A 22,779-nucleotide genomic window follows, 5' to 3' on the forward strand; every position below is an offset into this window, starting at 1 on the left:
AGAAGGATAAACTCTTTTATGTTAGAAAAGCATAGACAGCAACTTATTAAAGATATTCTCGCTCAGCAACAATTTGCTAGTGTTCGTAATTTGACTGAAAAGTTAAATGCGTCGGAGGCCACAATTAGACGCGATATCATTAAAATGTCTAAGCGTGGTGAAATATCAAAGATTAGAGGTGGCGCTGAGTCGATAAATAAATCCACAAAAAAACCACATTTGGCTAGTTCAGCATTTTCGGTGGATAAAAATAAATTCGTTAATACTAAAAAATTGATTGCGAAGAGGGCTGCTGAACTTTGCTCTGACGGCGATGCAATTATTGTTAACGGTGGTAGTTCTACTTATATGATGGGCGAATATTTAGCTAAATTAGAGTTGAATATTTTGACTAACTCTTTTGTCCTTGCGAATTATCTTTCTGAAAATAGTGATAATCAAATATCACTACCCGGTGGAGAGCTTTATCGTGAGCAAGGTATCATTCTTAGTTCTTACGAAAAAGATACTACCGAAAATTATCATGGTTCTATGATGTTTATGGGGACGCCTGGTATCGGAAAATTTGGGGTGATGGAATCTGACCCATTGTTAATTCGTTCAGAGCAAAAACTGAAAAAACAAACCGATAAACTAGTCATTCTTGCTGATAGCAGCAAAATAGGTACTCGAAGCAATTTCATATTTTGCCCGTTATCCGATGTAGATGTACTTATTACCGATTCAGGTGCTGACGATGAACTCATCAAGTATTTTGAATCCCATGATATTGAAGTTATTGTTGTTGAAGCTGCGGATGAAAGGGATTAATAAGGTGACTCAGGTATGACATTGTTATTAAACGTTAGTCAGTAGTTTGAGTTATCTCGCCGTATAATATGCATCCTCGCACTGCTAATAATAGGATTATTGAGTTAAGAATTGCTCAGGGAACTTACAACTCTCAATACTGCAAGTTCGAGTTGTAAGTGTGAGCTGTAGTGACATGGTATTTTATGTTTATTATAGATTAATCAAGTTGCGCCAAGCACTACGATAAGCCTGTAGATTAACTAGCTGTGTTACGGATGCTTTTTCGGTAATTACCTCACATTTCTTTTGTTTCCAATCTGTTAATTGCGCTGCACCGTAGACGGTTCCTGTTGAATCTTGTGATAAAAAGACTTCTTGCTCCTGTCTGAGTTGAGATAAAATAGACGTTAATATGGGGTTTTTTAGAAAAGCGCCTTCTACGAAAATCTTTCCTTTTGCCGCAAGCATTTCTAGCTGATAATCAATCATTAGCGCGCAATACAACGTGGCTAATGCGATACCGCTGATCCTCACCACTGGCCCGATAAAATGTCCTTCGCATTTGCCGAATGGGCCACTTCCTTCGCTAAAATTAGGTAGCGCAAAAACTTCTAAATCGATGATAGATTGCACGTCAGATTCATTGAATTGTTCTCCAAGCCAAGAGCCTGCTTTTTCACAAATTTCTTCAAATTCACGGCCGCCCATGAACCTAGCACATGCGATTGGCGAACCCATTGCGTCGATGTTTGCTAACATATCTTTATTTTCATCAAGCTTGCCAAGTTTTGCTTGAGAGTTCATTAGAACAGTCCACGTACCCGTTGAAATAACCGTAAATTCTTCTTGCTCTATTGCCAATTTGTAACGAAGGTAACTTGCGTTACTGTCGTGAATACCGCTGAAAAAACGACATTGAGTATTTAAACCTAGTTTGGTAGCAACTTCAGGAAGGACTTCGCCGCAATCAAAATAGGCAGGTTTAATCGATGGAAATAAATTTTTAATTTGTAAATTCGTAACTAACGAAGAATAATTATTATCTGCAATAGACCAAAGGTCGGTATGGCAACCTAAGGATGTTATCTCCGATTGACGTTTACCAGTGAACCGCCATGCCCAATATTGTGGATAAAGTAAAATGTCAGTGGCTTTTGAGAATTGTTCACAATAGTTTTTTTTCAGCCATAAAAGCTGTCTACCTAAGTTCAATCCGAGGGGTAAGTTAGGAGAAAATGTTTTGGTAAAGTCTTGCCTTAAAGCAGCATATTCTGCGTTAACGTCTTTAGCGCAATCATACTCATAATCTAATATTGGTAAAACCAGTCCGTCGATACTTTCACTATTTCTATCAATCAACGCCGCTGTTGCGCCGTGTGTGGTAAAGGTTAATGCCTTAACTGTATATTGTTTGTTTAGTTCGCGTAGGTTAACAACGAGCCACTCCCAGATCCCCTCGACATTAACACTTGGATATTCACCTTTGACGACAATATTTTTCATTTGCTTAGAGCAGATCGATATAAAGTCTCTATCTAAAAGATGTATTTTGACGTGTGTTTTGCCAATATCTACGACAATAGTATTTTGGTTCTTGAGTTCTGACATGTTTCACTCTCGGGTGGTTAACAACATTTAGTAAAAGTGACGTTGATCCGAAAATAATTAAAGGTCTATTTATTTGGACGTCTCTTCTCGAATACAGTGTTCTATAACCGTTTAAGAATAAATAATTAACCTTGCATAATCAATCATAATGTTTCAATATCAAGCATTGAGAGGCGATTTTTATTGGTCTAAATCACGAAATGGGATATCTCTACAGCTTTTGTTATTTCGTAAATAAAACGCTAAACACAGTATTATCATTTTTAAGGAATTAGGATGGAAAAAATAGCTTTTATCATGACCCTTCTCCCTGGGTATGAGGATGAATACAAGAGACGACATGACAATATTTGGCCTGAATTGGTCACTGAATTGAGAAAGGCAGGCGTGTCTGACTATTCAATTTTTTTTGATAGTACTTCCAATACACTATTTGCTGTATTAAAGAGAACATCAGATCATAAAATGGATACGTTATCGATTCAGCCCATTGTAAAAAAGTGGTGGGCCTATATGGCTGATATCATGCAAACCAACGAGGACAATTCACCTTTATCTGAGCCTATCGAGTTGGTATTTCACTTAGAATAAATAAAGTATATTCTGCATTTAGATAAATAAAAAAAGTTAGTAACGAGGAGATATTTTAAGCTTAAAAAATCACTTCAGAAAAAGCTAGAATGCCATCACTTTGCACAGAATTGATATATCAAAAATAGAGTTAGTAAAGAAAGATTCAGAATAAAAACATACACCCCAAATCAACTTTAACCTTAAGCAAAGAGATTAATTCAGACTATATCGCTAAGTGAAGGGCTACAGCTCCGTTAATGTGAAGTCATTCGTAGCCCGAATTTCCCTATTTCATTTAGTCGTCGTATTTATTAAAAATATCTAAAAACATTTTTGTACGCTCTTTATCGGTACTAGCAAGATTATTAGATTCATGGGGATCTTTAGTAATATTATATAATTCAACGGGTGCATCAAAGCCATATCTTACTGCTTTCCAATCGCCTTTGCGGGCCGCTTGGAAAGTATCACCAATAATTCCTGAATTCGGATCCCCTACTTGTTTAGAAAACTCCCAATAAAGTATACGTTCAGGCATTTTTAGCGGATCATCGCCTAAAAGTCCGGTTATTGACACACCATTAGTCCTAACTCGTGGGACTACATTTAGATCAACATCAGCTATGTCAGCAAGTGTTGGCAATATATCAGCAAACAACCAAGGGGTATCGTCTACACGTGCTTTTTTGATCCTATCAGGCCATTGAACAATCATGGGCACATGAATACCACCGTCATATAAATCTCGTTTCTGACCTTTATATGGATATGCAGCTTTAAAAAACTCAGGATTTGCTCCACCTTCGTCATGAGGACCATTGTCCGACGTGAATATTATGATTGTGTTGTCTAGCATTTCTTTCGACTTTAATACATCTATTATTTGGCCCACGTAGTCGTCCAAAGCTGTGACCATACCTGCCAGAGTGGCATTCGGTTTCTCAACAGCCTCTGGGTAATAAGATGCGTATTTATCACTTGGTGTGCCCGTAGACATACCTGAATAGGGGGTTTCCTGCAGAGCATACTGACTACTATACTTTTCTGGAACGGCTAACTCTGCATGAGGAGATGAGAAAGTTAACATCATAAAGAAAGGATTTTCTCTCTCTTGTTTTATATATTTTATGGCTTCTTCAGTGAATAACTCCTGAGCATAAGCTCCTTTTTTTCCTCCCTCATTTTCTGTAATACGAATTTTTCGACCATCTCGCCATAAGAACTGAGGATATTGCCTGTGACCTTCCAAAATTGAATACATGCCGAACCATGTATCAAAACCCATTGCTAAAGGATCTGTGACTCCCATCTGAGAGCCGATAGAGTATTTACCAAACAAAGCTGTGTCGTAAGCCGCATATTTCATGACATGTGCGACGGTTATATCTATCTCGGTTAGTTGCACAGTGTTTGAGTTATTGCTCATATACCGCCCGTCGCGCCCGGTAAATAATGAAACTCTTGAAGGTGAACATACTGTGTTGCCAGCGTATGCCTGAGTAAATCGAATACCATTGCTCGCCATAGTATCTAAATTAGGCGTTTTAATTGGCGTATTTCCATAAGCACCTATTTGATTAAAACCAAGGTCATCAGTCAAAATAAAAATAATATTCGGCTTTTCTGCGGCATAATTTGAGGCTGAATACCCCAATGCTAAACTGGATAATAAAAGCATTAGCTTACGATGTTTGATTTTCATTATTTTACCTCGGCTGGTCATATTCAATCTTGCATTATCAAACAAGACTGAAGTTTAAAGTTCACATAGTAGATACAGATGCTTATATTTAATCTGTCCCTAACTTAATCAATTAACTGCTTCTTTGACGGTGGTTTTCAATCGCGGCTCAATTTGGTGAGCTAATATGATTTCATTTGACTAATTTAATAACGATTTTCCCAAAAATACAATATAAAAAACCTAACTTGATGATGCTTCAAGATATGATTTTTAACAATTCCTGATTTTAAATCGATTTTATTCCTGTTGGATTACTTCGATATAGTGCGGTTAGATTAGCACTAATCATTTACTATCAATTGGTTATAGTTTGATTGCTTAAGAGGAGCTCTGCTACAGACCACTTCGATGGTGCTTATAATATTGATAATTTTTTAACAAAAAAAGTGTTTTTATTTGACATCTCATGCTTATTGGTGAAGTATTATGATTGAAGTTGGTGGTTATGTTATTGCGGGATGAATATGAATATAACTTCTAATAAAGCTTATTGGCCTATTTGTTGGTGAAAAATGAAAAAAATAGATAGAAAATTTTACTTGCTCGTTTTGAGTGTGATCTTAATCACAAGCTGCAGCGTAAAAGAAAAGAACGAGCAAATAGCGCTTAAGAGCGAACCGAAAAAGCCGAATATATTATTTATTTTAGCGGACGACCACCGCTGGGATCTGATCGGAAAGTACCATCCGATCATCAAAACACCAACAATAGATGAGCTAGCAACAAAAGGAGTTGCTTTTAGAAATGCATTCGTCACCACTCCAATTTGTGCCTCTAGTCGAGTTAGTATACTCACAGGTTTAACAGAAAGAACTCACGACTATACCTTTGAGCAGCCGTCAACTGGGATTGTTGAATCAAATAATATCTATCCAAAATTATTAAAGGAAGCCGGCTATCAATCTGCTTTTGTCGGCAAGTACGAGATTATACTGGCAAAAGAAGCTGAAGAGCACTTTGATTACTATAAGCCTCTATTACAAGCTGAAACTGCCAAATATAACGGTATCGAGCTCCCACAAAGCTATTACATCGCTGAACTTGCTAAAGACTTTATAAAAAAATCAAAAAATAATGGTAAACCCTGGACTATGTCGGTAAATTTTTGGGACCCTCATGCCCACGATATTGACCAACAAGACCAGTATCATTATCCAGAAGAGTTTGAGGACTATTACGCCGATGTTACGATCCCACCTGCTAAGTTTTCACGAGACGATACCTTTGAAAAACTCCCCGAGTTCTTAAAAGAATCGATAGGTAATGTGCGTTGGAAATATCGCTATAGCACAGATGAATTATATCAAAAAATGGTTAAACGTCATTATCGTGCCATTAGTGGCGTCGATAAAGCAGTGGGAATGATTAGACAGCAATTAGAAAAAGCCGGTATAGCTGACAATACCATCATCATTTACGCTGGTGACAATGGATATAATATTAATGAGCGACAGCTCGCTGGTAAATGGTTTGGTTGGGAAGAGGACTTGCGTATTCCACTGATTATTTACGATCCACGCAATAAAGCTGCGCAGGGCGAAGAGAATACCAATCTCGTTTTGAATATCGATATTGCACCGACTATTCTTGAATTAGCCGGTCTTAATCCACCAGATTCTTATCAGGGCCGCAGTCTTACCCCATTTTTAAACGGCAATAAACCTACAGATTGGCGTACTGAGTTTTTCTTCGAGCATATGTATCAACCTAAACGAGTGTCCATTCCTCCCACAGTAGGCATTCGAACAGAAGATTGGAAGTATGTAGATTTTTATAAAAACGGATTCCAACAACTTTATGATTTACGTAACGATCCACAAGAGAAATTTAATTTAGCTGAGTTACCTAAATATCAATCAACATTAAAAATGTTAAGTCTTAAAACGGACGGTTACATAGAGCGTTATGAGGCGCAAAGAAGTGAGGAAGTTAAACAACGAAAATCGTTTAATAATGTCAGGAATTAAACGATTGTCGTGTTTAGTTGATGAATTGAAAAACGCTTAACGCTACAACCTCATCGCCGCGATTTGACTGAATGAATTAATAGGGAGTATAGGTAATCTCCCCGATTTATTAAGGCCTAAAACCTAGCATTAACCGAAAAGAGATACATATTAAAATGTTAAGACTGATAAATATAAGAAATGTAAGTTTTTTAAGCCTTTTATTACTCGTCATATCGTGTACAGCCAAAAACGTCGATATTGACAAATCGTCAATACTAGCGCCACATATGCTAAAAGTGGGTGAAGGATTTGTTAATCCTGTTGGATACTATGAGTCATCGCCAAGATTTTCCTGGCAGATATCTGCTAAAGCTAAAGCAAAGAGTCAAAGCGCTTATCAAATACAAGTTGCCAGTAGTATACAAACTCTCGGGCAATCATCAGGGCTTTGGGATAGTAAAAAAACACTGTCCAGCGAAACGTCATGGGTAAATTATCAAGGTGCCGAACTAACCTCACGCCAGAAGTCATTTTGGCGCGTAAGATTTTGGGATGAAAACGATCACGTTTCTGATTGGAGTGAAATCAATACATTTGAACTTGGCCTGTTAAACAATCAGGATTGGCAAGCTAAATGGATTGGTCATCCGGCCACCGATATTTCCCACAGTCAGCCAAAAACCTCTACTTTGGCCACTGCTCAATACTTGCGTAAAACGTTTGTCGCTAAAAAAGATATTCAGCAAGCTCGGCTTTATATAACTGCCAAAGGCTTATTTGAACCTTATTTAAACGGAAACAAAGTCGGCGATTATGTCATGACCCCTGGCTGGACCCCTTATGCCAAGCGGATCGAAACCCTTACCTTCGATGTAACCGATTCAATTAAAACCGGCGAGAATGCTTTGGCGGCCAGCATTGCAGGTGGATGGTACGCAGGCCGTGTCTATGAACTTTATGAGCAAGATAATAAGCTACCGGCCCGTTTGTTAGCGCAACTTGAAATTACTTATCTTAATGGTGAAAAAGACGTCATCGTTAGCGATGATTCATGGCATGCCAGCCAAAATGGACCCATTCGCTTTTCCAGCAATTATGATGGGGAGCAATACAACCAAGCCTATGAAATACCGGGTTGGAACACAGTTGATTTTAACGATTCAGACTGGGTGAATACATTAGCCGAGCCCTTAGAAAGTAAAGTAAAGCTTAAGCCCAAACGTCATACACCCGTTATCAATGCTAGCGTTATGCCAGCGATTGAACTCGTTAGTGTAAAAAATGGTAAAGCGATATTTGATTTAGGACAAAATATGGTGGGCGTCCCGCAAATATCCATTCCTGTTATCAAAGACCAACAAGTGACCGTTAGATACGCTGAAGCATTAAACATGGGTGAGTTTTACACCGATAACTATCGTTCAGCAAAATCGACCAACCATTATTTACCAAATAAAAGTGGCAACATTACTTACAAACCTACCTTTACCTTTCATGGATTCCGCTACATTGAATTATCTGGATACGATGCGAGCAAAGCACCAGATCTTAATTGGGTAAAAGGGTATGTTCAGCATTCTGATTTTAATATTCATGCTAATTTTAAAAGTTCGAGTGCTAAACTGAATAAACTTGCTGACAATATTGTTTGGGGATTGCGCGGGAACTTTTTAGATATACCTACCGATTGCCCCCAACGTGACGAACGCATGGGGTGGACAGGTGATGCACAAGTTTTCGCCACTCCTTCAATGTACATGGCTGATGTGTACGGTTTTTGGGCGGCTTGGCTTGAAAGTATGCGAGAGGAGCAAAAAGAAGATGGGATGATTCCACTGTATATCCCGTTTGTTGACTGGTTAAATTTTGAATCTTCTGGTTGGGGAGATGCTGCAACCGTTATTCCGTGGGAGCTATATGTCATGACCGGCGATAAAACAATCCTCGCCGATAACTATGACATGATGAAAAAATGGATAGATTTCCACCGCTCAAAAAGTAAAAACCATGTTTCATCAATGGGAACATTTGGCGATTGGCTGCAACCTTACCCGCAAACAGAAACCCCTGGTGAAGGCGGCAATCGAGGCGATACTAATTTTAGCTTGATTGGTACTGCTTATCACGCACGCTCTATTGAGTTGACGCTTAAATCAGCAAAAGTCTTAGGTAAAGCAAAAGACATAGAGGCCTTGAGCGAACATTATACAGAAGTAAAACAAGCGTTTAGAGCGGAGTTTTTTGATGACCAGCTAAATCTCAAATCCGGTATCCCTACTCAAACCAGTTACCTTTTGCCTATCGAATTTGATCTCTTTAGCGAACTAGAGAAGAAAGTTGCTGAGAAAAAAGTACTGGCATTAATCAGTGACGCGAATAACCATTTGCGGACTGGCTTTTTAGGTACTCCACTACTCACTAGCGTGTTACAAAGTGCTGGTGAAAGCGATGTAATGTATGACTTGTTATTTAAAGAATCCTATCCATCATGGTTTTATTCTATTAATAATGGTGCGACCACTACCTGGGAGCGATGGAACTCATACTCCATCGAAGATGGCTTTAATTCAGAGGGTATGAATTCTCTTAACCATTACGCTTATGGAACCGTTTCAAGGTGGTTTTACGAAGGGATTTTAGGTATTACACCGTCTGAAGCTGGCTTCAAACATATTCGTATCGAACCTCAATTCAACCAAAAGCTCACCACGGCTAGTGGGTATTATGATACCCCGCAGGGTAAGGTCGCTGTTGAATGGCGTATTAACAATTCTAAATTGGTAATGGTAGTAACGATACCTAAAAATACCACTGCTGATATTGTATTGCCAGCTGAGTCAGCAAGCGAAGTTACTATAAATGGCAGCTTGCAGGAACACTCGAACATCACTAACTTGGCGCCGGGTGAGTATAAGATTAATGCAAGTATCGTTATTCATTAACAGTTTTTAATAATGTATATGGTCACCGTAATAGTGTCAGGTTGATAGAAATTACTATACGGAAAAGAAATATTAGGTGATATGTGTAGTTTGCAATATATGTCACCTCATCACTTTATTCGAAGTAGTGTTGAAGTTCTTCGTACGCAGACTTTATTCGTGTGATTAAGAGATCGATTTTTTTTGGTTTTAACCTAGTGTAAGGGTAAACAGCAAAGACTCCTAAGCGACGAGTTTGGTATTGATCTAGTAGTTTAACTAATGCACCTGAAACTAGTTCATCATGCACGCTGCACTTGGGTACATAAATAATGCCAGCATTATTTAGGGCTGCTTTCTTTAAGGTAAATGCATTATTTGAAGAAAGATTACCCCTTACTTTAATAGCTTTAATCGCTTTATCATCATTGCTCAAAATGGTCTTGTCTAAAAAGCGCCACTCATTACTTCCGATCGTCTGTAAGTCATAGCATAGACAATTATGTTCCAATAAGTCGTCGACTACTCGAAGTTTAGGTTTGGAGGCTAAATAGCCCGGTGATGCGCAAACAACCCATGTCGACTTCAATAATGGGATGGCAATTAGAGATGAATTTTCCAACTCGGCTGTTCTAATCGCAAGATCCACTCCTTCTTCTACCAGATCAACTAATTTGTTTTCTAAGCGCAGTTCGATGCTGATGGCAGGGTAATCATGACAAAATTTTGTAATTACATCAGCTAAAAGTAGCTCCCCTGATATTGTGGGTACAGACATAGTTATATGTCCTGAAATATCGCTCGATAATTCATTGACCGCTGCGAGAGCATCGATTGCCTGCTGGTTTATCCCCTTAGAGTGTTGGTACAAGGTCTCACCGGCGTCAGTAAGACTGAGCTTCCTAGTGGTTCTGTATAAGAGCTGAGTGTTGAGTTCAATTTCAAGTGTTGATATTTTTTTACTAATTACTGTTTTTGACAACCCAATCTTTTTTGCCGCTCGACTAAAAGATTTCTCTTCGACTACAGCCGCAAATATTGCTAGTTCAGATGCACCAATCATCACACTCTCATTATGTTTGTTTTGGAAATAGTTTATGTTATTACTGTCAATATACAGTTAAATTTGAGGGGAGTATATTTGTAATTCACCGACACGAAACAAGGTCTAAGAGAATATAATGACAACACTCAATAGCCAACATTTGCGGGTTTATCCAGTTAAACCAGATAAAGTGTACTTATACGGAACGTGTTTAGCTGACACTTTATTTCCCAATTCTGGTATTGACGCAATTACATTTCTAGAACAACAAGGAATTGAGGTGATTTATCCTATGGGGCAGACTTGCTGTGGGCAGCCTGCTTATAATTCTGGATATCAGGATGAAGCAAGGAAGGTCGCCCTTGCACAAATAAAACAATTTCCATTAGATATTCCAATTGTCATTATTTCCGGTTCTTGTGGCGGTATGATGCGTCATCACTACCCAGATTTGCTAGATGGGAAAATAGATGTAAATAAATTTTGTGAACGCATTTTTGAATTCACTGAATTCTTGGTTCATGTGCTGAAAGTTCGACTCACTGATAATGGACCGCACGAGAAAGTCGCTTTGCATACCTCTTGCGCCGCAAGGCGCGAAATGGGGGTTCACATCACAGGTCAGTCGTTACTGAAACAGCTCGGCAATGTCACGCTCATTACACATAAAAATGAAAGCGAGTGCTGCGGATTCGGCGGCACGTTCTCAGTGAAGCATGCTGATATATCAGGTGCGATGGTCGCGGATAAAACACAAAGCTTGTTAGACGCCGACGTTGTACGATATATCACAGCGGACAATGGCTGCATGATGAATATAAATGGTGCGTTGGAATATCAGCACCAATCAATGCGAGGTGAGCATATAGCAAGCTACTTACTCTCACGCACGGATCCAACTTTAGGTGGAGACGAGCTATGACCGTACATCAAGTGAACCCAAACGAAAGCAAATATGCTGAAACAGCTAGACAGTTTCGCTCTAATGTCGAGAGAGACTTAGCCAATCCTGAATTACGTAGTAATTTCCGTGGTGCGATGGACTATCTCATGGATAAACGCAGAACTGCGTTCCCTGATGATAACGAACTGCAGACATTGCGAGAGCAATGCAAGTTAATAAAACAACGTAGTTTATTAAAATTACCTTATCTATTAGAAAAACTTGAAGAAAATCTAACTCGAAATGGCATTAATGTGCACTGGGCAGAGACAATAGATGAAGCCAACCACATTATCGCTCAGCTAATTGAACAAAAAAATGGCACAAAAGTAGTCAAAGGTAAGTCGATGGTTTCCGAAGAAACGTCGCTTAACGATTATTTAGAAAAGCGGCAAATAGAATGCCTAGAAGCTGATATGGGGGAATATATAGTTCAGTTAGCGAAGGAGCACCCGTCGCATATTATTATTCCAGCCATTCATAAAAATAAAGAACAAGTCGCGGATCTTTTTGCCGACAAAATCCCAGGCTTCACACGAACTACTGACGTTGACAAATTGATCAATGAAGGGCGACGGGTTCTTAGAGACAAATTCAAACATGCTCATGTGGGTATTACAGGTGTTAATTTCGCTGTTGCAGAAACGGGCACACTTTGCTTAGTTGAGAATGAAGGTAACGGTCAAATGTGCACAGCGGTTCCTGACTTACACATTGCAATTACAGGTATCGAGAAAGTAGTCGAGTTGCTCGATGATATACCCCCTCTGTTGAGCCTTCTTACGCGAAGCGCTACGGGTCAGCAAATCACGACCTATTTCAATATGATCAGCAAACCTCGACAGGCAGAAGAAAAAGATGGGCCAGAAGAGGTTCATCTAGTATTGCTTGATAATGGTCGCAGCCAGGCCTTTGCAGATGATGAGTTACGACAGACGTTACAGTGCATCCGCTGTGGAGCTTGCATGAATCACTGCCCTGTTTACACAAGAGTCGGCGGACATGCATACGGTACTGTTTATCCAGGACCGATTGGAAAAATTATATCACCACACATGCTTGGATTAGATGCTACCAAAGATTTACCTACGGCATCATCAATGTGTGGTGCATGTGGTGAGGTATGCCCAGTTAAAATACCTATTCCAAAGTTATTACAACGCCTAAGGCAAGAAAGTGTTAGGCCAAAAGCAGACAAGCCTCAATCGATGAGGGGGCAGGGGGCAAATCGTAAAACGTCTGAAGCCCTCGTATGGAAAGTGTGGAGTATCGTGCATAGCTACAGTGTATTGTATCGAGTATCCATGTGGTTAGTGACACGATTTCGTAAATTAGTGCCTAGCAATATAGGTCCTTGGACGTCAGTTAGAACTGCACCGCATATAGCGGAGAAAACATTGCATGAACTAATCAACGAACGCCGAGATATAGGAGAATAATATGACTTCGATTAAATACCACAGCCAGACATCAAGAAATAAAATTCTATCCAAACTCAAGTCAGACGTTGCTGGAGCTGATTATAAAAAACTCCCTGACGAACCAAAGTACCAGTATCCAACAATGTCGCACGAAAAAGCCATTCAGCACTTCATCACGACTTTACAAAGCAATCATGCTGACGTTCTACCTGTAACGATAGAGTCGTTTCCTACCGTAATAGAGGAGCAATTAAAGAAGAGAAACATTGATTCTCTTTTATACGGCGCTAAAGGTGTGCATTCCGAGTCAATAGAAGTTTATTTTAGGCACAGAACAGAGGTAAAACTGCGGCAATTTGACTTCTTACTACATGATAACAAGGATGTGCTATTTGATGAATGTCCAGCTAGTTTTACGAGTTCTAGATGCATTATCGCTGCCACAGGTACTATTGTTCTATGGCCTTCTGTTGAGGAGCCTCGCACATTATCGTTAGTTCCGCCCATACATTTTGTTCTTGTCGACGCTCAAAAAATGGTAAGCGACTTTGCAGCCCTAATTTCACAAGAGCATTGGTATGACAAGTTACCCACTAACGTACTGCTAATTTCCGGGCCTTCTAAGACCGCAGATATCCAGCAAACACTCGCATATGGTGCTCATGGGCCAAAAGAACTCATAGTATTGTTACTCAATAGCTAATAAAGGAACGGCTATCTCGTTCTGAATTTTAGGTTAGATAAATAATAAGCACGAGAAAGTCAGTATTACTTAAAATATCGACATTTATGTGCTCATCAAATTACCCTGATAATTCCTGAGGGTGGCTATGCTCCGCAAAGAATTAATCAAGTGTTTGGCTAGCTGCTTCTGACATGATTAGGGGGTTGTATATCGGGGGGCTCAGCTTATTATTTTAACCGATAAAATAGCATCTCGATGCCAAATAAAGGTATGCGGGATAGAGGTCATTAATTTCGAAAAAATGGTCACATTTCGTGATGTTTTTGTCTGCCATGCTTATTGGGTTCTGTCGACTAATATACTAAGATCGCTGTCCATTCGATGGCGTAAATTAAAGAGTGAAGTATGAGTCAATTTGCAGTAATTGGTTTAGGTCAATTTGGACTAGCGGCATCGTTGGAATTAATGCGCTTAGGGAACTCCGTTGTCGGAGTTGACTTAGATCCTAAGTTGATTAATGGAGTGTCAGATAAGTTGACTCTTTCAGCGGTCGCAGATGCGACTGACGAACACTCATTAAAAGAACTAGATATCGCATCATGCGATGCGGTTTTAGTTGCAATTGGTGATAGTCTTGAAGCCAGTATATTATGTGTGCTTCTTCTTAAGTCACTAAATATAAAAGAAATATGGGTAAAGGCAACTACTCAACCTCACCACGTTATTTTAAGTAAACTGGGGGTTTCAAGGATTATTCATCCAGAGGAAGAAATTGGCCTAAGGGTTGCTCAATCGCTAAATTATCCGATGATGAATCAATATATGTCTATTGGGAATGGATTATATATAGTGGAAGTTGAAATCAAATCTCAGCACCCTAATTTGTCGGTGAAAAAACTTTTAGGCAAAGCACGTTCTAGTATTGAGCCAATGCTAGTTCGTCGTAACAATGAAATATTGAAACATATTGATGATGACTTTTTATTGCAGGACAGAGATTCTCTTATTTTAAGTGGCCCCCTCACTGCTTTGAAAAGATTAGCTCCAGAATTTTATACCAAATGAAACCTTGGGACCCGAGTGTAAAGCCTTACAAACAAAGCAAGCAGTCTTCAGCACTAAATATTAATTTAAGTCCGCCGGCAGTACTTATTTTGGGTTTCATAGTATTGATCTTTATTGGTGCGGGATTGTTGATGATACCCGCTGCATCGTCGGTCGAAACCTCCTTTATTAAAGCACTTTTTACTGCTACTTCTGCAGTGACCGTAACTGGTTTGGTTGTTGTTGATACGGGTAGTCATTTCACGACTTTTGGTCAGGTGGTGATCGCTGGACTCATTCAGGCCGGCGGCTTAGGGTTTATGACTTTTGCTGTAGTCGCGGCTATTAGTTTAGGTGCGCGATTAGGCTTAAATCAGCAGATCGTGTTGAAGGAGGCCATGGATCAAACTAGCATGGAAAAAGTTATTCAAACGGCCAAATTTGTCTTATGTTACTCAATCGTCATTGAGCTGATAGGCTTTATTTTGCTCACCGCTGTGTGGCTCAATGAGTACGGCTTCACTGAAGCTGCTTATCAAGCTTTTTTCTATACATTATCAGCATTTAACAATGCAGGTTTTGCTCTTCGCAGCGATAGCTTGTCTGCTTATTCCGCTAATATTTCGGTTAACGTGATCATCACTGTTTTGTTCATTATTGGTGGCATTGGTTTTGCTGTTTTAATCGATATTAAAGCCAATAAGCGCTGGCGAAAACTAAGTGTAAACACACGCATAGTATTATTAGCAACGCTTGTGATTAATGTCATTGCATTCTTTCTTATTTGGCTTCTCGAAGCAAAAAATCCTAATACGTTAGGGGCTTTACCTTTAATGGAACAAGCTATCGCCGCTTGGTTTCAAGCTGTCACTCCTCGCACGGCTGGCTTCAATACTTTGCCTATTGAGCAACTCACCGATGCTAGTACAACCCTCACCATTTTATTGATGTTTATCGGCGGAGGCTCGTTAAGTACAGCCAGTGGTTTAAAGCTCGGCACCTTCGTCGTTCTAATTATGACTACTTACACATTTTTACGTCGAAGAACCCGAGTAACAGTGTTAAATCGCACCATACCTCAAGTACAGGTTCTTAAAGCTTTATCTTTAGCAATTATATCGATAGGCATGATATTTATAGGAACATTTATATTGGCGGTTATTGAAAATGCGCCATTTTTAGATATCGTATTTGAAGTTGTGTCCGCGCTGAGTACAGTAGGCTTGTCTCGTGGGCTAACTGGGCAATTAAGTGAAACTGGAGAAGTCGTAATTATTTTCATGATGGTAGTTGGCCGCGTCGGTCCATTAAGTTTCGCTTACTTTTTAGCCACTCCTAAACCCCGTAAAGTCCGTTACGCTGATGCTGAAATCCAAGTTGGTTGAAATTAAAAGTACGTTTACTTGTTTGTATCTTATAGTTTCGCTGCGACGTTAATTAAGGTCAAAGAATAAGGCCTGCCAATATTGATATTTGTAACAATCAAAATTTACTTTAGCGTTTAGTACGAGGTCTTAACTTAAATCAATAAACTAACCCTTACGCATTTTGTCGGCAGTTCCATAAAGTCATAAGTGAAATTTTGTTATGGACTTGTGAGATTTGTTAAGATTATTGTGACTTATATTGACCAATAATGATTTTAATGATGGTATTATTTGATGTTAAATGAGCAGTTTGCTTATTTTTATATATTAGGCACTTTAGGTGCGTATTCCAGATAGCCAACAATACATAAGGTGACATATGAATCGGTCATTATTTATAGGCGCTACTATCTCAGTTTTAATGTGGGTGGCTGCTTTTCATCACGCAAGTTCAGATAGTAAAACTCTCCCTGAAAGTACTGAAAATATAACAAAAGTTGATAAAAAAAAGCCAAACATAGTGTGGTTAGTATTGGAAGACATGAGTCCTATTCTTCCAGATTATGGTGACCATACTATTGAAACACCGACCATTAGTAGTTTAGCGGCGCAAGGGGTGAAATATACTAACGTGTTCTCTACTTCAGGCGTATGTTCACCTAGCCGAGCAGCATTGGCAATGGGAATGTACCCAACGTCTTTCGGGGCCAATAATATGCGGACCACATCGAATACTGAAGAAACAGGTCTGCCCAAATACGAAGCGATACCACCCTCAGATGCTAAAATGCTTAGTCAATACATGCGTGAGAATGGTTATTATACAACGAATAACCTCAAAACTGATTATCAATTTCAGGCCCCTAAGGGGGCATGGGATGACAGTAGTCCTTATGCTCATTGGCGAAACCGTCCTAAAGATAAACCTTTTTTCTCAGTGTTTAATTTCACAACAACTCATGAATCTGGACTATTTGAGCCTTATGGATTCAGAAAAATAGAATCACGTTACTATTTTTCTGATGATGCAGACAAGATCTCGAAGCTACCCCAGCATCAGTTAACAAAAACGAGTGAAAGCGAAACAGCTGTTTACTTGCCTCAAGATACTGCGTTTAATATTCCGCCGTATTTACCAGATACACCGACTGTACGCCGAGATATGTGGAAAATGTATAATAATCTTGCAGAAACGGATAAACAAATGGGAGCTCTTTTGCAGCAGTTAAAAGATGATGGTTTATATGATAATACCATTATCGTATTTTACTCTGACCATGGCGGGCCATTACCTCGCCAAAAACGCTTAATCTATGACAGTGGCTTAAAAGTTCCCATGATTATTCGTTATCCTCATGCTGAAAGTGCAGCAACGGTTGATGATCAATTAATTAGTTTTGTAGATTTTGCTCCAACCACTATGGCGCTAGCTGGAATCCAAATACCAGCCTACATACAAGGTCGTAACTTCATTCACAGCAAAAGCCCTAAACGCAAGTATATTCATGCAGCCGCAGATCGATTTGACGGATTTACCGATGCTATTCGTGCAGTAAAAGATAAGCGATTCAAATATATTCGAAATTATCGCCCTGAACAGGGTTACTATTTACCAGTCGCATACCGTGAAAAAATCCCAACCATGCAGGAATTATTGCGTTTAAGGGATGAGGGGAAATTAAATGAATATCAGTCTCAATGGTTTAGAAAAAGTAAGCCAAAAGAAGAGCTATTTGACACGAAAAATGATCCTGACGAGTTGCACAATCTAGCTGGAATGTCCCAGTATAAAGAAAAGGTTGCTGAATTGAGTACCGAGATGGATCGCTGGTTAGGCGACATTGGTGATACGCCAAATATTCCAGAGCGGCAGCTAATTAAAAACTTGTGGAATGGCCATGATACTCAACCTATAACTCAGACTCCTAAAGTGGATATCATTGGTGGGATCGTAACAATCCTTAGCCCAACGAGAGGTGCGACAATAGCGTACAAAATTATAGATAAAGGTTTAGAACCATCAGAATGGGAGCTATATAAGAGCCCATTTTTTATTGAGGATGGAACTAAGTTGAAAGTCGTTGCGCATCGGATTGGCTTTCAAGAGAGCAAAATTAGCATACGTACTTATGAAAAATAACGTGGCTCTAACTCAATCCAGTAACCTAAACTCGAAATAGCTTTTAAACCCGCCTAACCGCATGCAAGTGATTTATTATTCGCAGCGGTTAGGTGAACTTAAGATAAATTAATAATCTTGTTTCAGGCGATTGGGCGTAGTTATTTGTATAAATATCCTGATCAAAATGAACGTATCACCCTATTAGTAGCAGCTTTATTCCAAGCACCATTCTTACCACGATTAAGATTACCTGCTTAATCAATAAATACCGCATTGGCAACTCAGCACACATCAAGAAGATTAATCTAGAGTTACTGCAGGATATAGGCATTTACCATGAGCCTGAGCTAGGGAAAGGTCGGGGGGCATTTTTCACGTATGGGATGTTCAGGGCAGATGTATTACAACTGTCGCTGTACAAAGTTAAGTATAATGAAGTGATGACTTTCGCCTCGTCGTCTCGGCTTTTTAGCAAATAACGTCCTTCAGCATCAGTTTGTGCAAATAATCAATGCTGAACTCTCCTGCGAGGCCCCGCCATTTTCTGGCAGGTTTAGGCTACTCTAGCCAGCTGTAGAATACACTGTGATTAATATCAAACATGTATTATAAGCATCTTGGGTAATAAATGTTTGTTGCCCACATTAAAAGAATACTTTAACCGAATGGGTCCAAGAAGTTTTATCTTAGATTCAAGTACTTTGATTTGATTAGCGTTAACTATCTTAGGCTGTATTTCACAAGCTCTAAGGTGGTTTCATGTTATTTGCTAATAAATAGTATGATTAGTAACAGGTAGATGCGGTTTAGGTTTATAAAAAATTTGGTTGGATTAGGTGGCTTGCTTTACACCTTACTCTTGAGTTATTTAAAACTGCTTTGTTAGCTTATGGTATATCTCCTTGTTCTCATTTGGCTTATCTAACAGCGAGACGTCGTGCGTATGATTACGCTTCAGAAACATAAAAGCTCTGTAAAATATTAGTTTACAGAGCCTTTATACAGGTTTAGTTTTTAAGGCTAAAAGGTAGCTCGAACACCCAGTAAAGCACGGCGTCCAGTGTACTCATTTAGGATGACACGCTCTCGAACATCAGCATACCTAATTGTATTAGTGTCCAGTACGTTACTGACGTCAAACGTCAGTTTGATATTTTCGTTTACCGTGTAACCAAAGCCTAAATCCAACTGCCCGTATTCATCAAAGTGCTCTGCAATACCGGCACCGCCTGAACGACGAACAAGGAATTTATCGCGCCAGTTCCAAGATACCCTCGTTGAAAAACTCTCGTCTTCATAGAATGCAATCAAGTTATAAGAATGGGGGGTGAATCCTTCGAGACCAGAGCCTGGAGTTGTTGCCAAGGGTAAACTATTATTACCTATAGCGGCCTCATCGTCCTGACCGGTTACAAATGTATAGTTCGCTTGAATACCCGTTTTACTAAGAAAACCTGGTAAAAAGTCTAAATATGCTAGCCCAGCAAGCTCGTAACCTTGAATTGATCCCCCATCACGATTCCGGTCAGCTGTATCCCTAAAGATAATTTCGCCAAAAGCAGGATGACTGAAACCAGATGGAACAAGCTCTGTTGTTTCAGAAATGAATGTATCAATGTCTTTATAGAATAAGGATATTGAAAAAGCATTACCGTTGTCAGCATAGTATTCTATTGAACCATCATATTGCCAAGCTTCGAATGGTTTGAGATCTGTATTGTTCGATGAACGGTTGGAAAGTCCAAATAATCCGCTAAAACTCTGGTTTGGAGTGATTGAACCTAAATTAGGGCGGGTAATGACTTTTGAAACTGCAGCTCTAAAATCGACACTATCACTGAGCGACAACTTGAAATTTGCACTTGGTAATATATTTGAATAAGAGTTATCTGCTGTAAGTTGCTGCCTTTCAGTAGTGACGTAGTCTAAACCAGATGTGGCTCCATCAGCATCAACGGGATCGATTCGAATTAACTCAACAGACGGGCCTGAAGCCGTGGTTTCAGTTTCAACATATCTAAGGCCGAAATTTGCTGCCCAAGGTAGATCTTGAAATTCACCATCAAGGTCTAGTCTTACATATGCACCATATGTTTTCTCTTGAACACGTCTGGCAAGATCAGGGCGAGCCTGGGAAGAGCAAACATCATTGTTGCCTGAGCCTTCTCTTATTGCCTGACAATAACCCTCCTTATCTGTTAACAGAAATGAGCGCGGAAAGTCGGCGCCCGAATCACTCAACAAGTCAGGAACTGACACCGGGGTGAAAATATCGAAAGGTAAAGAGAAAAAACGACCCCCTATATTTGGTCGAGGACCATTAGGTACGTTGATGGCTTCCCAGGGAGCTTGAACGCCGTCAGTAGGGTCAAAATGCGCGACGAAGTTATTGTCAGCAAACAATGGTCCTGCTGAAGTATAACCTGGATCGAATGGTCCATCAGGGTTCGTTGGGCGATAAATTCCAGAGTTAAAGGGTAATGCTGATTTTGTACGCTCACTGTAAAACACCCCACTCTTGAGGCCTCTTAATGAGCCATAATCCAACTCATATTTAACATCAAATCGACCTTCAAGTACTTCATCTTCTAATTGGATTGACGGGGTTAGTGCAACATGAGCTCTAGCATTTGCTGGATCTGCTAAGTCGAGAGACGTAGACCAAGATGGTACATCTCCATTTGTCCAAGTAATAATGTTGTTACGAAAATCAGGGCTAGTTTGTCCAGCTAATGGATCATCAATCGTTCCTGGCTGTAATGGATTGTTCCACGGATTATTGTCTTTTATCGCTGCCTGTAATCGAGTGGCGGCATTGGTCGCTTCTGCGCGAGACCAAGATACATCGGCGGTAAAAGATAGGCCATTGTCTAAATATAAATATCCGTTCCAGCCGAGTGCGACTGTTTCACTGTCGCCGCCCCCTTCCTCAAATCGATAGTCAACTGGGCCAAATGTCTTAGTAAAAGATGTTGCCGTGCCATTCTCATTAATTTCGACGTCTGAGAAAAATGGAAATTGTAACGGTGCGTTGATACCTTGAGTCGTTGTTTCACGGTTAAAATCCACATAAAGTGCGTCAACCGTCATACCCATGTTTTCATTTGGTTCGTACTGGTATGTACTACTAATACTTAATCGTTTCCGGTCATCAATGGTGAAGCTTTGCCCCATTCCTTGTGGAAATCGAAATTCAACATTCTCGTCAGAGTCTACGGTAGGACCATTATAATATGTCCATGGGCCACCTCTATACTCCTCTAGTCGAGAACTTCGGTCTTCATATGAAACTGCTACTAACAGGCCCATGGTGTCGTCAGCAAACGTATTGCTTACAATTCCTGAAAAGCGCGGTCCCCATTCCTCGCCCAAATCTTGGTATCGTCCTTGTGCTGATCCCGACATATGTAAGCCGATATTATCTAACGGACGAGCAGTGCGCATATTAATGCTCGCACCTAGACTACCTTCCCATAAGTCAGATGTAGGCGTTTTCACTACGTCAGCACCGGTGAGTACTTCAGCTGCAAGGGCTTGAAAATCGAATGCACGAGATAAATTTACACTGGAAAAAAATATATCTACTTCTCCCACATCTATCGTGGCAATTGTTCGATTGTTCAAACGAACGGAGTTAAATTCGGGCCCGAACCCTCGAACGGTGATTTTTGAGCCTTCTCCTGACTGCCGATCGATAAATACTCCTGAAACGCGTTGTAGCGATTCTGCTATATTTTGGTCGGGAAACTTACCTAAGTCTTCAGCTGTAATTGAATCGACTGCATTTGGCGCTTCTCGTTTGCGGTCTAAGGCGCTGCTCAAAGAAGAACGGATGCCAAGAACCTGAATAACTTCAACGTCAGGGTTTGCAGTCTCAGTTTGAGCTGCAGCATTACCAGTGGTGCCAAATGCTGAACAACAGGCCAGATATAATAGTTTGTGTTTTAGAGTATGTTGCATTTTTTATCCTCGTGAGACATTTGTTAATGCCTGATGAACTGAGATTAGGTATTTCCCTAGACCAACTGTCGATCATGCCTTCAGAAAATAGGTTTCTGTGCTGACCTTCAAAAATTAGTACTGAGCGAAAGTGAGATACCACTCGCCACCAGATTTAATTCATTTCTTTTAACCAATTTCAAACACGTACCGTTTACTTTTAATTAACAATACCGTTGCACTTTAACCAGTACTAAATCAAATGTAAACACCTTTGGTCATAATCGCTCAAAATGTTGCTTTTGTCTTCTTATTGATATTCATTAAGTATGTTTGGAGTCGGAAATTTTGATAGTTACATATCTTGCCTAGTAGCGAAGATTAATAAACTTGTTTTACAGCCTATATCTTTAAAAAACGGTCAGGGAAAAATTATATTGGAACACTTGAGGTAGTTGAAAAGCACGTGATTATAAGAGTAATAAGGTAGGAGCTACTTTAAAAATTTTTCTCGTAAATAAGGATAATAAATTGGCGCAATCTCCCGAATTACATGAACCTAATTTACTATAATCAGAATAAATAGAGGTAGATTTGTCGCTTCAAACGCCACAGTAAAAGCTATG

The 22,779-nt window shown here is 39.7% G+C and carries 14 protein-coding genes; 10 read left to right on the forward strand and 4 right to left on the reverse strand.

What is annotated here, in order from left to right; all coding sequences use genetic code 11:
- Nucleotides 1-18 precede the first annotated feature (18 nt).
- Entirely contained in the window at nucleotides 19-810 is a 792-nt protein-coding gene (locus tag AC0L6N_RS01930; RefSeq protein ID WP_473478383.1) for a DeoR/GlpR family DNA-binding transcription regulator, read from the forward strand.
- A gap of 192 nt (nucleotides 811-1,002) precedes the next feature.
- Here AC0L6N_RS01930 and AC0L6N_RS01935 read toward each other — a convergent pair whose 3' ends face one another.
- Nucleotides 1,003-2,400: an FGGY-family carbohydrate kinase gene (locus AC0L6N_RS01935; RefSeq protein ID WP_473478385.1), complete on the reverse strand. Its 1,398-nt coding sequence runs from the start codon at nucleotides 2,398-2,400 to the stop codon at nucleotides 1,003-1,005.
- 276 nt (nucleotides 2,401-2,676) lie between these two features.
- Between AC0L6N_RS01935 and rhaM the strand changes: the two genes are divergently transcribed.
- Nucleotides 2,677-2,991 (forward strand): L-rhamnose mutarotase, encoded by a 315-nt coding sequence (gene rhaM / locus AC0L6N_RS01940; protein ID WP_473478386.1) that lies wholly within the window; start codon nucleotides 2,677-2,679, stop codon nucleotides 2,989-2,991.
- Nucleotides 2,992-3,268: 277 nt separating this feature from the next.
- Here rhaM and AC0L6N_RS01945 read toward each other — a convergent pair whose 3' ends face one another.
- Nucleotides 3,269-4,675 carry a sulfatase-like hydrolase/transferase gene (locus AC0L6N_RS01945; RefSeq protein ID WP_473478388.1) on the reverse strand — a complete coding sequence of 469 codons (1,407 nt, stop codon included), beginning with the start codon at nucleotides 4,673-4,675 and terminating at the stop codon, nucleotides 3,269-3,271.
- Nucleotides 4,676-5,229: 554 nt separating this feature from the next.
- On the opposite strand from AC0L6N_RS01945, the gene AC0L6N_RS01950 reads away from it, so the two are divergent.
- Nucleotides 5,230-6,684: a sulfatase family protein gene (locus AC0L6N_RS01950; RefSeq protein WP_473478390.1), complete on the forward strand. Its 1,455-nt coding sequence runs from the start codon at nucleotides 5,230-5,232 to the stop codon at nucleotides 6,682-6,684.
- Between the two features lie 269 nt (nucleotides 6,685-6,953).
- Nucleotides 6,954-9,608, forward strand: a complete 2,655-nt coding sequence (locus tag AC0L6N_RS01955; RefSeq protein WP_473478393.1) for a family 78 glycoside hydrolase catalytic domain — start codon at nucleotides 6,954-6,956, stop codon at nucleotides 9,606-9,608.
- A gap of 115 nt (nucleotides 9,609-9,723) precedes the next feature.
- On the opposite strand, the gene AC0L6N_RS01960 is transcribed toward AC0L6N_RS01955, so the two are convergent.
- Nucleotides 9,724-10,650, reverse strand: a complete 927-nt coding sequence (locus AC0L6N_RS01960) for a LysR family transcriptional regulator (RefSeq protein WP_473478395.1) — start codon at nucleotides 10,648-10,650, stop codon at nucleotides 9,724-9,726.
- Nucleotides 10,651-10,768: 118 nt separating this feature from the next.
- Here AC0L6N_RS01960 and AC0L6N_RS01965 point away from each other — a divergent pair, with 118 nt between their 5' ends.
- The 6 genes from AC0L6N_RS01965 to AC0L6N_RS01990 all read left to right on the forward strand — a co-directional run bounded on the left by AC0L6N_RS01965 (nucleotide 10,769) and on the right by AC0L6N_RS01990 (nucleotide 18,232).
- On the forward strand, nucleotides 10,769-11,554 hold the full coding sequence (locus tag AC0L6N_RS01965) for a (Fe-S)-binding protein (RefSeq protein WP_473478398.1): 786 nt from the start codon (nucleotides 10,769-10,771) through the stop codon (nucleotides 11,552-11,554).
- On the forward strand, nucleotides 11,551-13,014 hold the full coding sequence (locus tag AC0L6N_RS01970) for a LutB/LldF family L-lactate oxidation iron-sulfur protein (protein ID WP_473478401.1): 1,464 nt from the start codon (nucleotides 11,551-11,553) through the stop codon (nucleotides 13,012-13,014). The genes AC0L6N_RS01965 and AC0L6N_RS01970 overlap by 4 nt, the downstream gene beginning before the upstream one ends.
- Nucleotide 13,015: 1 nt before the next feature.
- Nucleotides 13,016-13,699: a LutC/YkgG family protein gene (locus AC0L6N_RS01975; RefSeq protein ID WP_473478404.1), complete on the forward strand. Its 684-nt coding sequence runs from the start codon at nucleotides 13,016-13,018 to the stop codon at nucleotides 13,697-13,699.
- Between the two features lie 387 nt (nucleotides 13,700-14,086).
- Nucleotides 14,087-14,746 (forward strand): potassium channel family protein, encoded by a 660-nt coding sequence (locus AC0L6N_RS01980; protein WP_473478407.1) that lies wholly within the window; start codon nucleotides 14,087-14,089, stop codon nucleotides 14,744-14,746.
- Nucleotides 14,743-16,110, forward strand: a complete 1,368-nt coding sequence (locus AC0L6N_RS01985) for a TrkH family potassium uptake protein (protein ID WP_473478410.1) — start codon at nucleotides 14,743-14,745, stop codon at nucleotides 16,108-16,110. Before AC0L6N_RS01980 ends, AC0L6N_RS01985 begins: the two co-directional genes overlap by 4 nt.
- 361 nt (nucleotides 16,111-16,471) lie before the next feature.
- Nucleotides 16,472-18,232: a sulfatase-like hydrolase/transferase gene (locus tag AC0L6N_RS01990; RefSeq protein WP_473478413.1), complete on the forward strand. Its 1,761-nt coding sequence runs from the start codon at nucleotides 16,472-16,474 to the stop codon at nucleotides 18,230-18,232.
- 1,002 nt (nucleotides 18,233-19,234) lie between these two features.
- On the opposite strand, the gene AC0L6N_RS01995 is transcribed toward AC0L6N_RS01990, so the two are convergent.
- Nucleotides 19,235-22,174, reverse strand: a complete 2,940-nt coding sequence (locus tag AC0L6N_RS01995) for a TonB-dependent receptor (RefSeq protein WP_473478415.1) — start codon at nucleotides 22,172-22,174, stop codon at nucleotides 19,235-19,237.
- Between the last annotated feature and the right edge of the window lie 605 nt (nucleotides 22,175-22,779).

Source organism: Paraglaciecola sp. G1-13 (assembly GCF_055809255.1).

Excerpts from the sequence above, each read along its gene's own strand:
- AC0L6N_RS01930 (WP_473478383.1), top strand. The coding sequence starts at position 19 with ATGTTAGAAAAGCATAGACAGCAACTTATTAAAGATATTCTCGCTCAG.
- AC0L6N_RS01935 (WP_473478385.1), bottom strand. The coding sequence starts at position 2,400 with ATGTCAGAACTCAAGAACCAAAATACTATTGTCGTAGATATTGGCAAA.
- rhaM (WP_473478386.1), top strand. The coding sequence starts at position 2,677 with ATGGAAAAAATAGCTTTTATCATGACCCTTCTCCCTGGGTATGAGGAT.
- AC0L6N_RS01945 (WP_473478388.1), bottom strand. The coding sequence starts at position 4,675 with ATGAAAATCAAACATCGTAAGCTAATGCTTTTATTATCCAGTTTAGCA.
- AC0L6N_RS01950 (WP_473478390.1), top strand. The coding sequence starts at position 5,230 with ATGAAAAAAATAGATAGAAAATTTTACTTGCTCGTTTTGAGTGTGATC.
- AC0L6N_RS01955 (WP_473478393.1), top strand. The coding sequence starts at position 6,954 with ATGCTAAAAGTGGGTGAAGGATTTGTTAATCCTGTTGGATACTATGAG.
- AC0L6N_RS01960 (WP_473478395.1), bottom strand. The coding sequence starts at position 10,650 with ATGATTGGTGCATCTGAACTAGCAATATTTGCGGCTGTAGTCGAAGAG.
- AC0L6N_RS01965 (WP_473478398.1), top strand. The coding sequence starts at position 10,769 with ATGACAACACTCAATAGCCAACATTTGCGGGTTTATCCAGTTAAACCA.
- AC0L6N_RS01970 (WP_473478401.1), top strand. The coding sequence starts at position 11,551 with ATGACCGTACATCAAGTGAACCCAAACGAAAGCAAATATGCTGAAACA.
- AC0L6N_RS01975 (WP_473478404.1), top strand. The coding sequence starts at position 13,016 with ATGACTTCGATTAAATACCACAGCCAGACATCAAGAAATAAAATTCTA.
- AC0L6N_RS01980 (WP_473478407.1), top strand. The coding sequence starts at position 14,087 with ATGAGTCAATTTGCAGTAATTGGTTTAGGTCAATTTGGACTAGCGGCA.
- AC0L6N_RS01985 (WP_473478410.1), top strand. The coding sequence starts at position 14,743 with ATGAAACCTTGGGACCCGAGTGTAAAGCCTTACAAACAAAGCAAGCAG.
- AC0L6N_RS01990 (WP_473478413.1), top strand. The coding sequence starts at position 16,472 with ATGAATCGGTCATTATTTATAGGCGCTACTATCTCAGTTTTAATGTGG.
- AC0L6N_RS01995 (WP_473478415.1), bottom strand. The coding sequence starts at position 22,174 with ATGCAACATACTCTAAAACACAAACTATTATATCTGGCCTGTTGTTCA.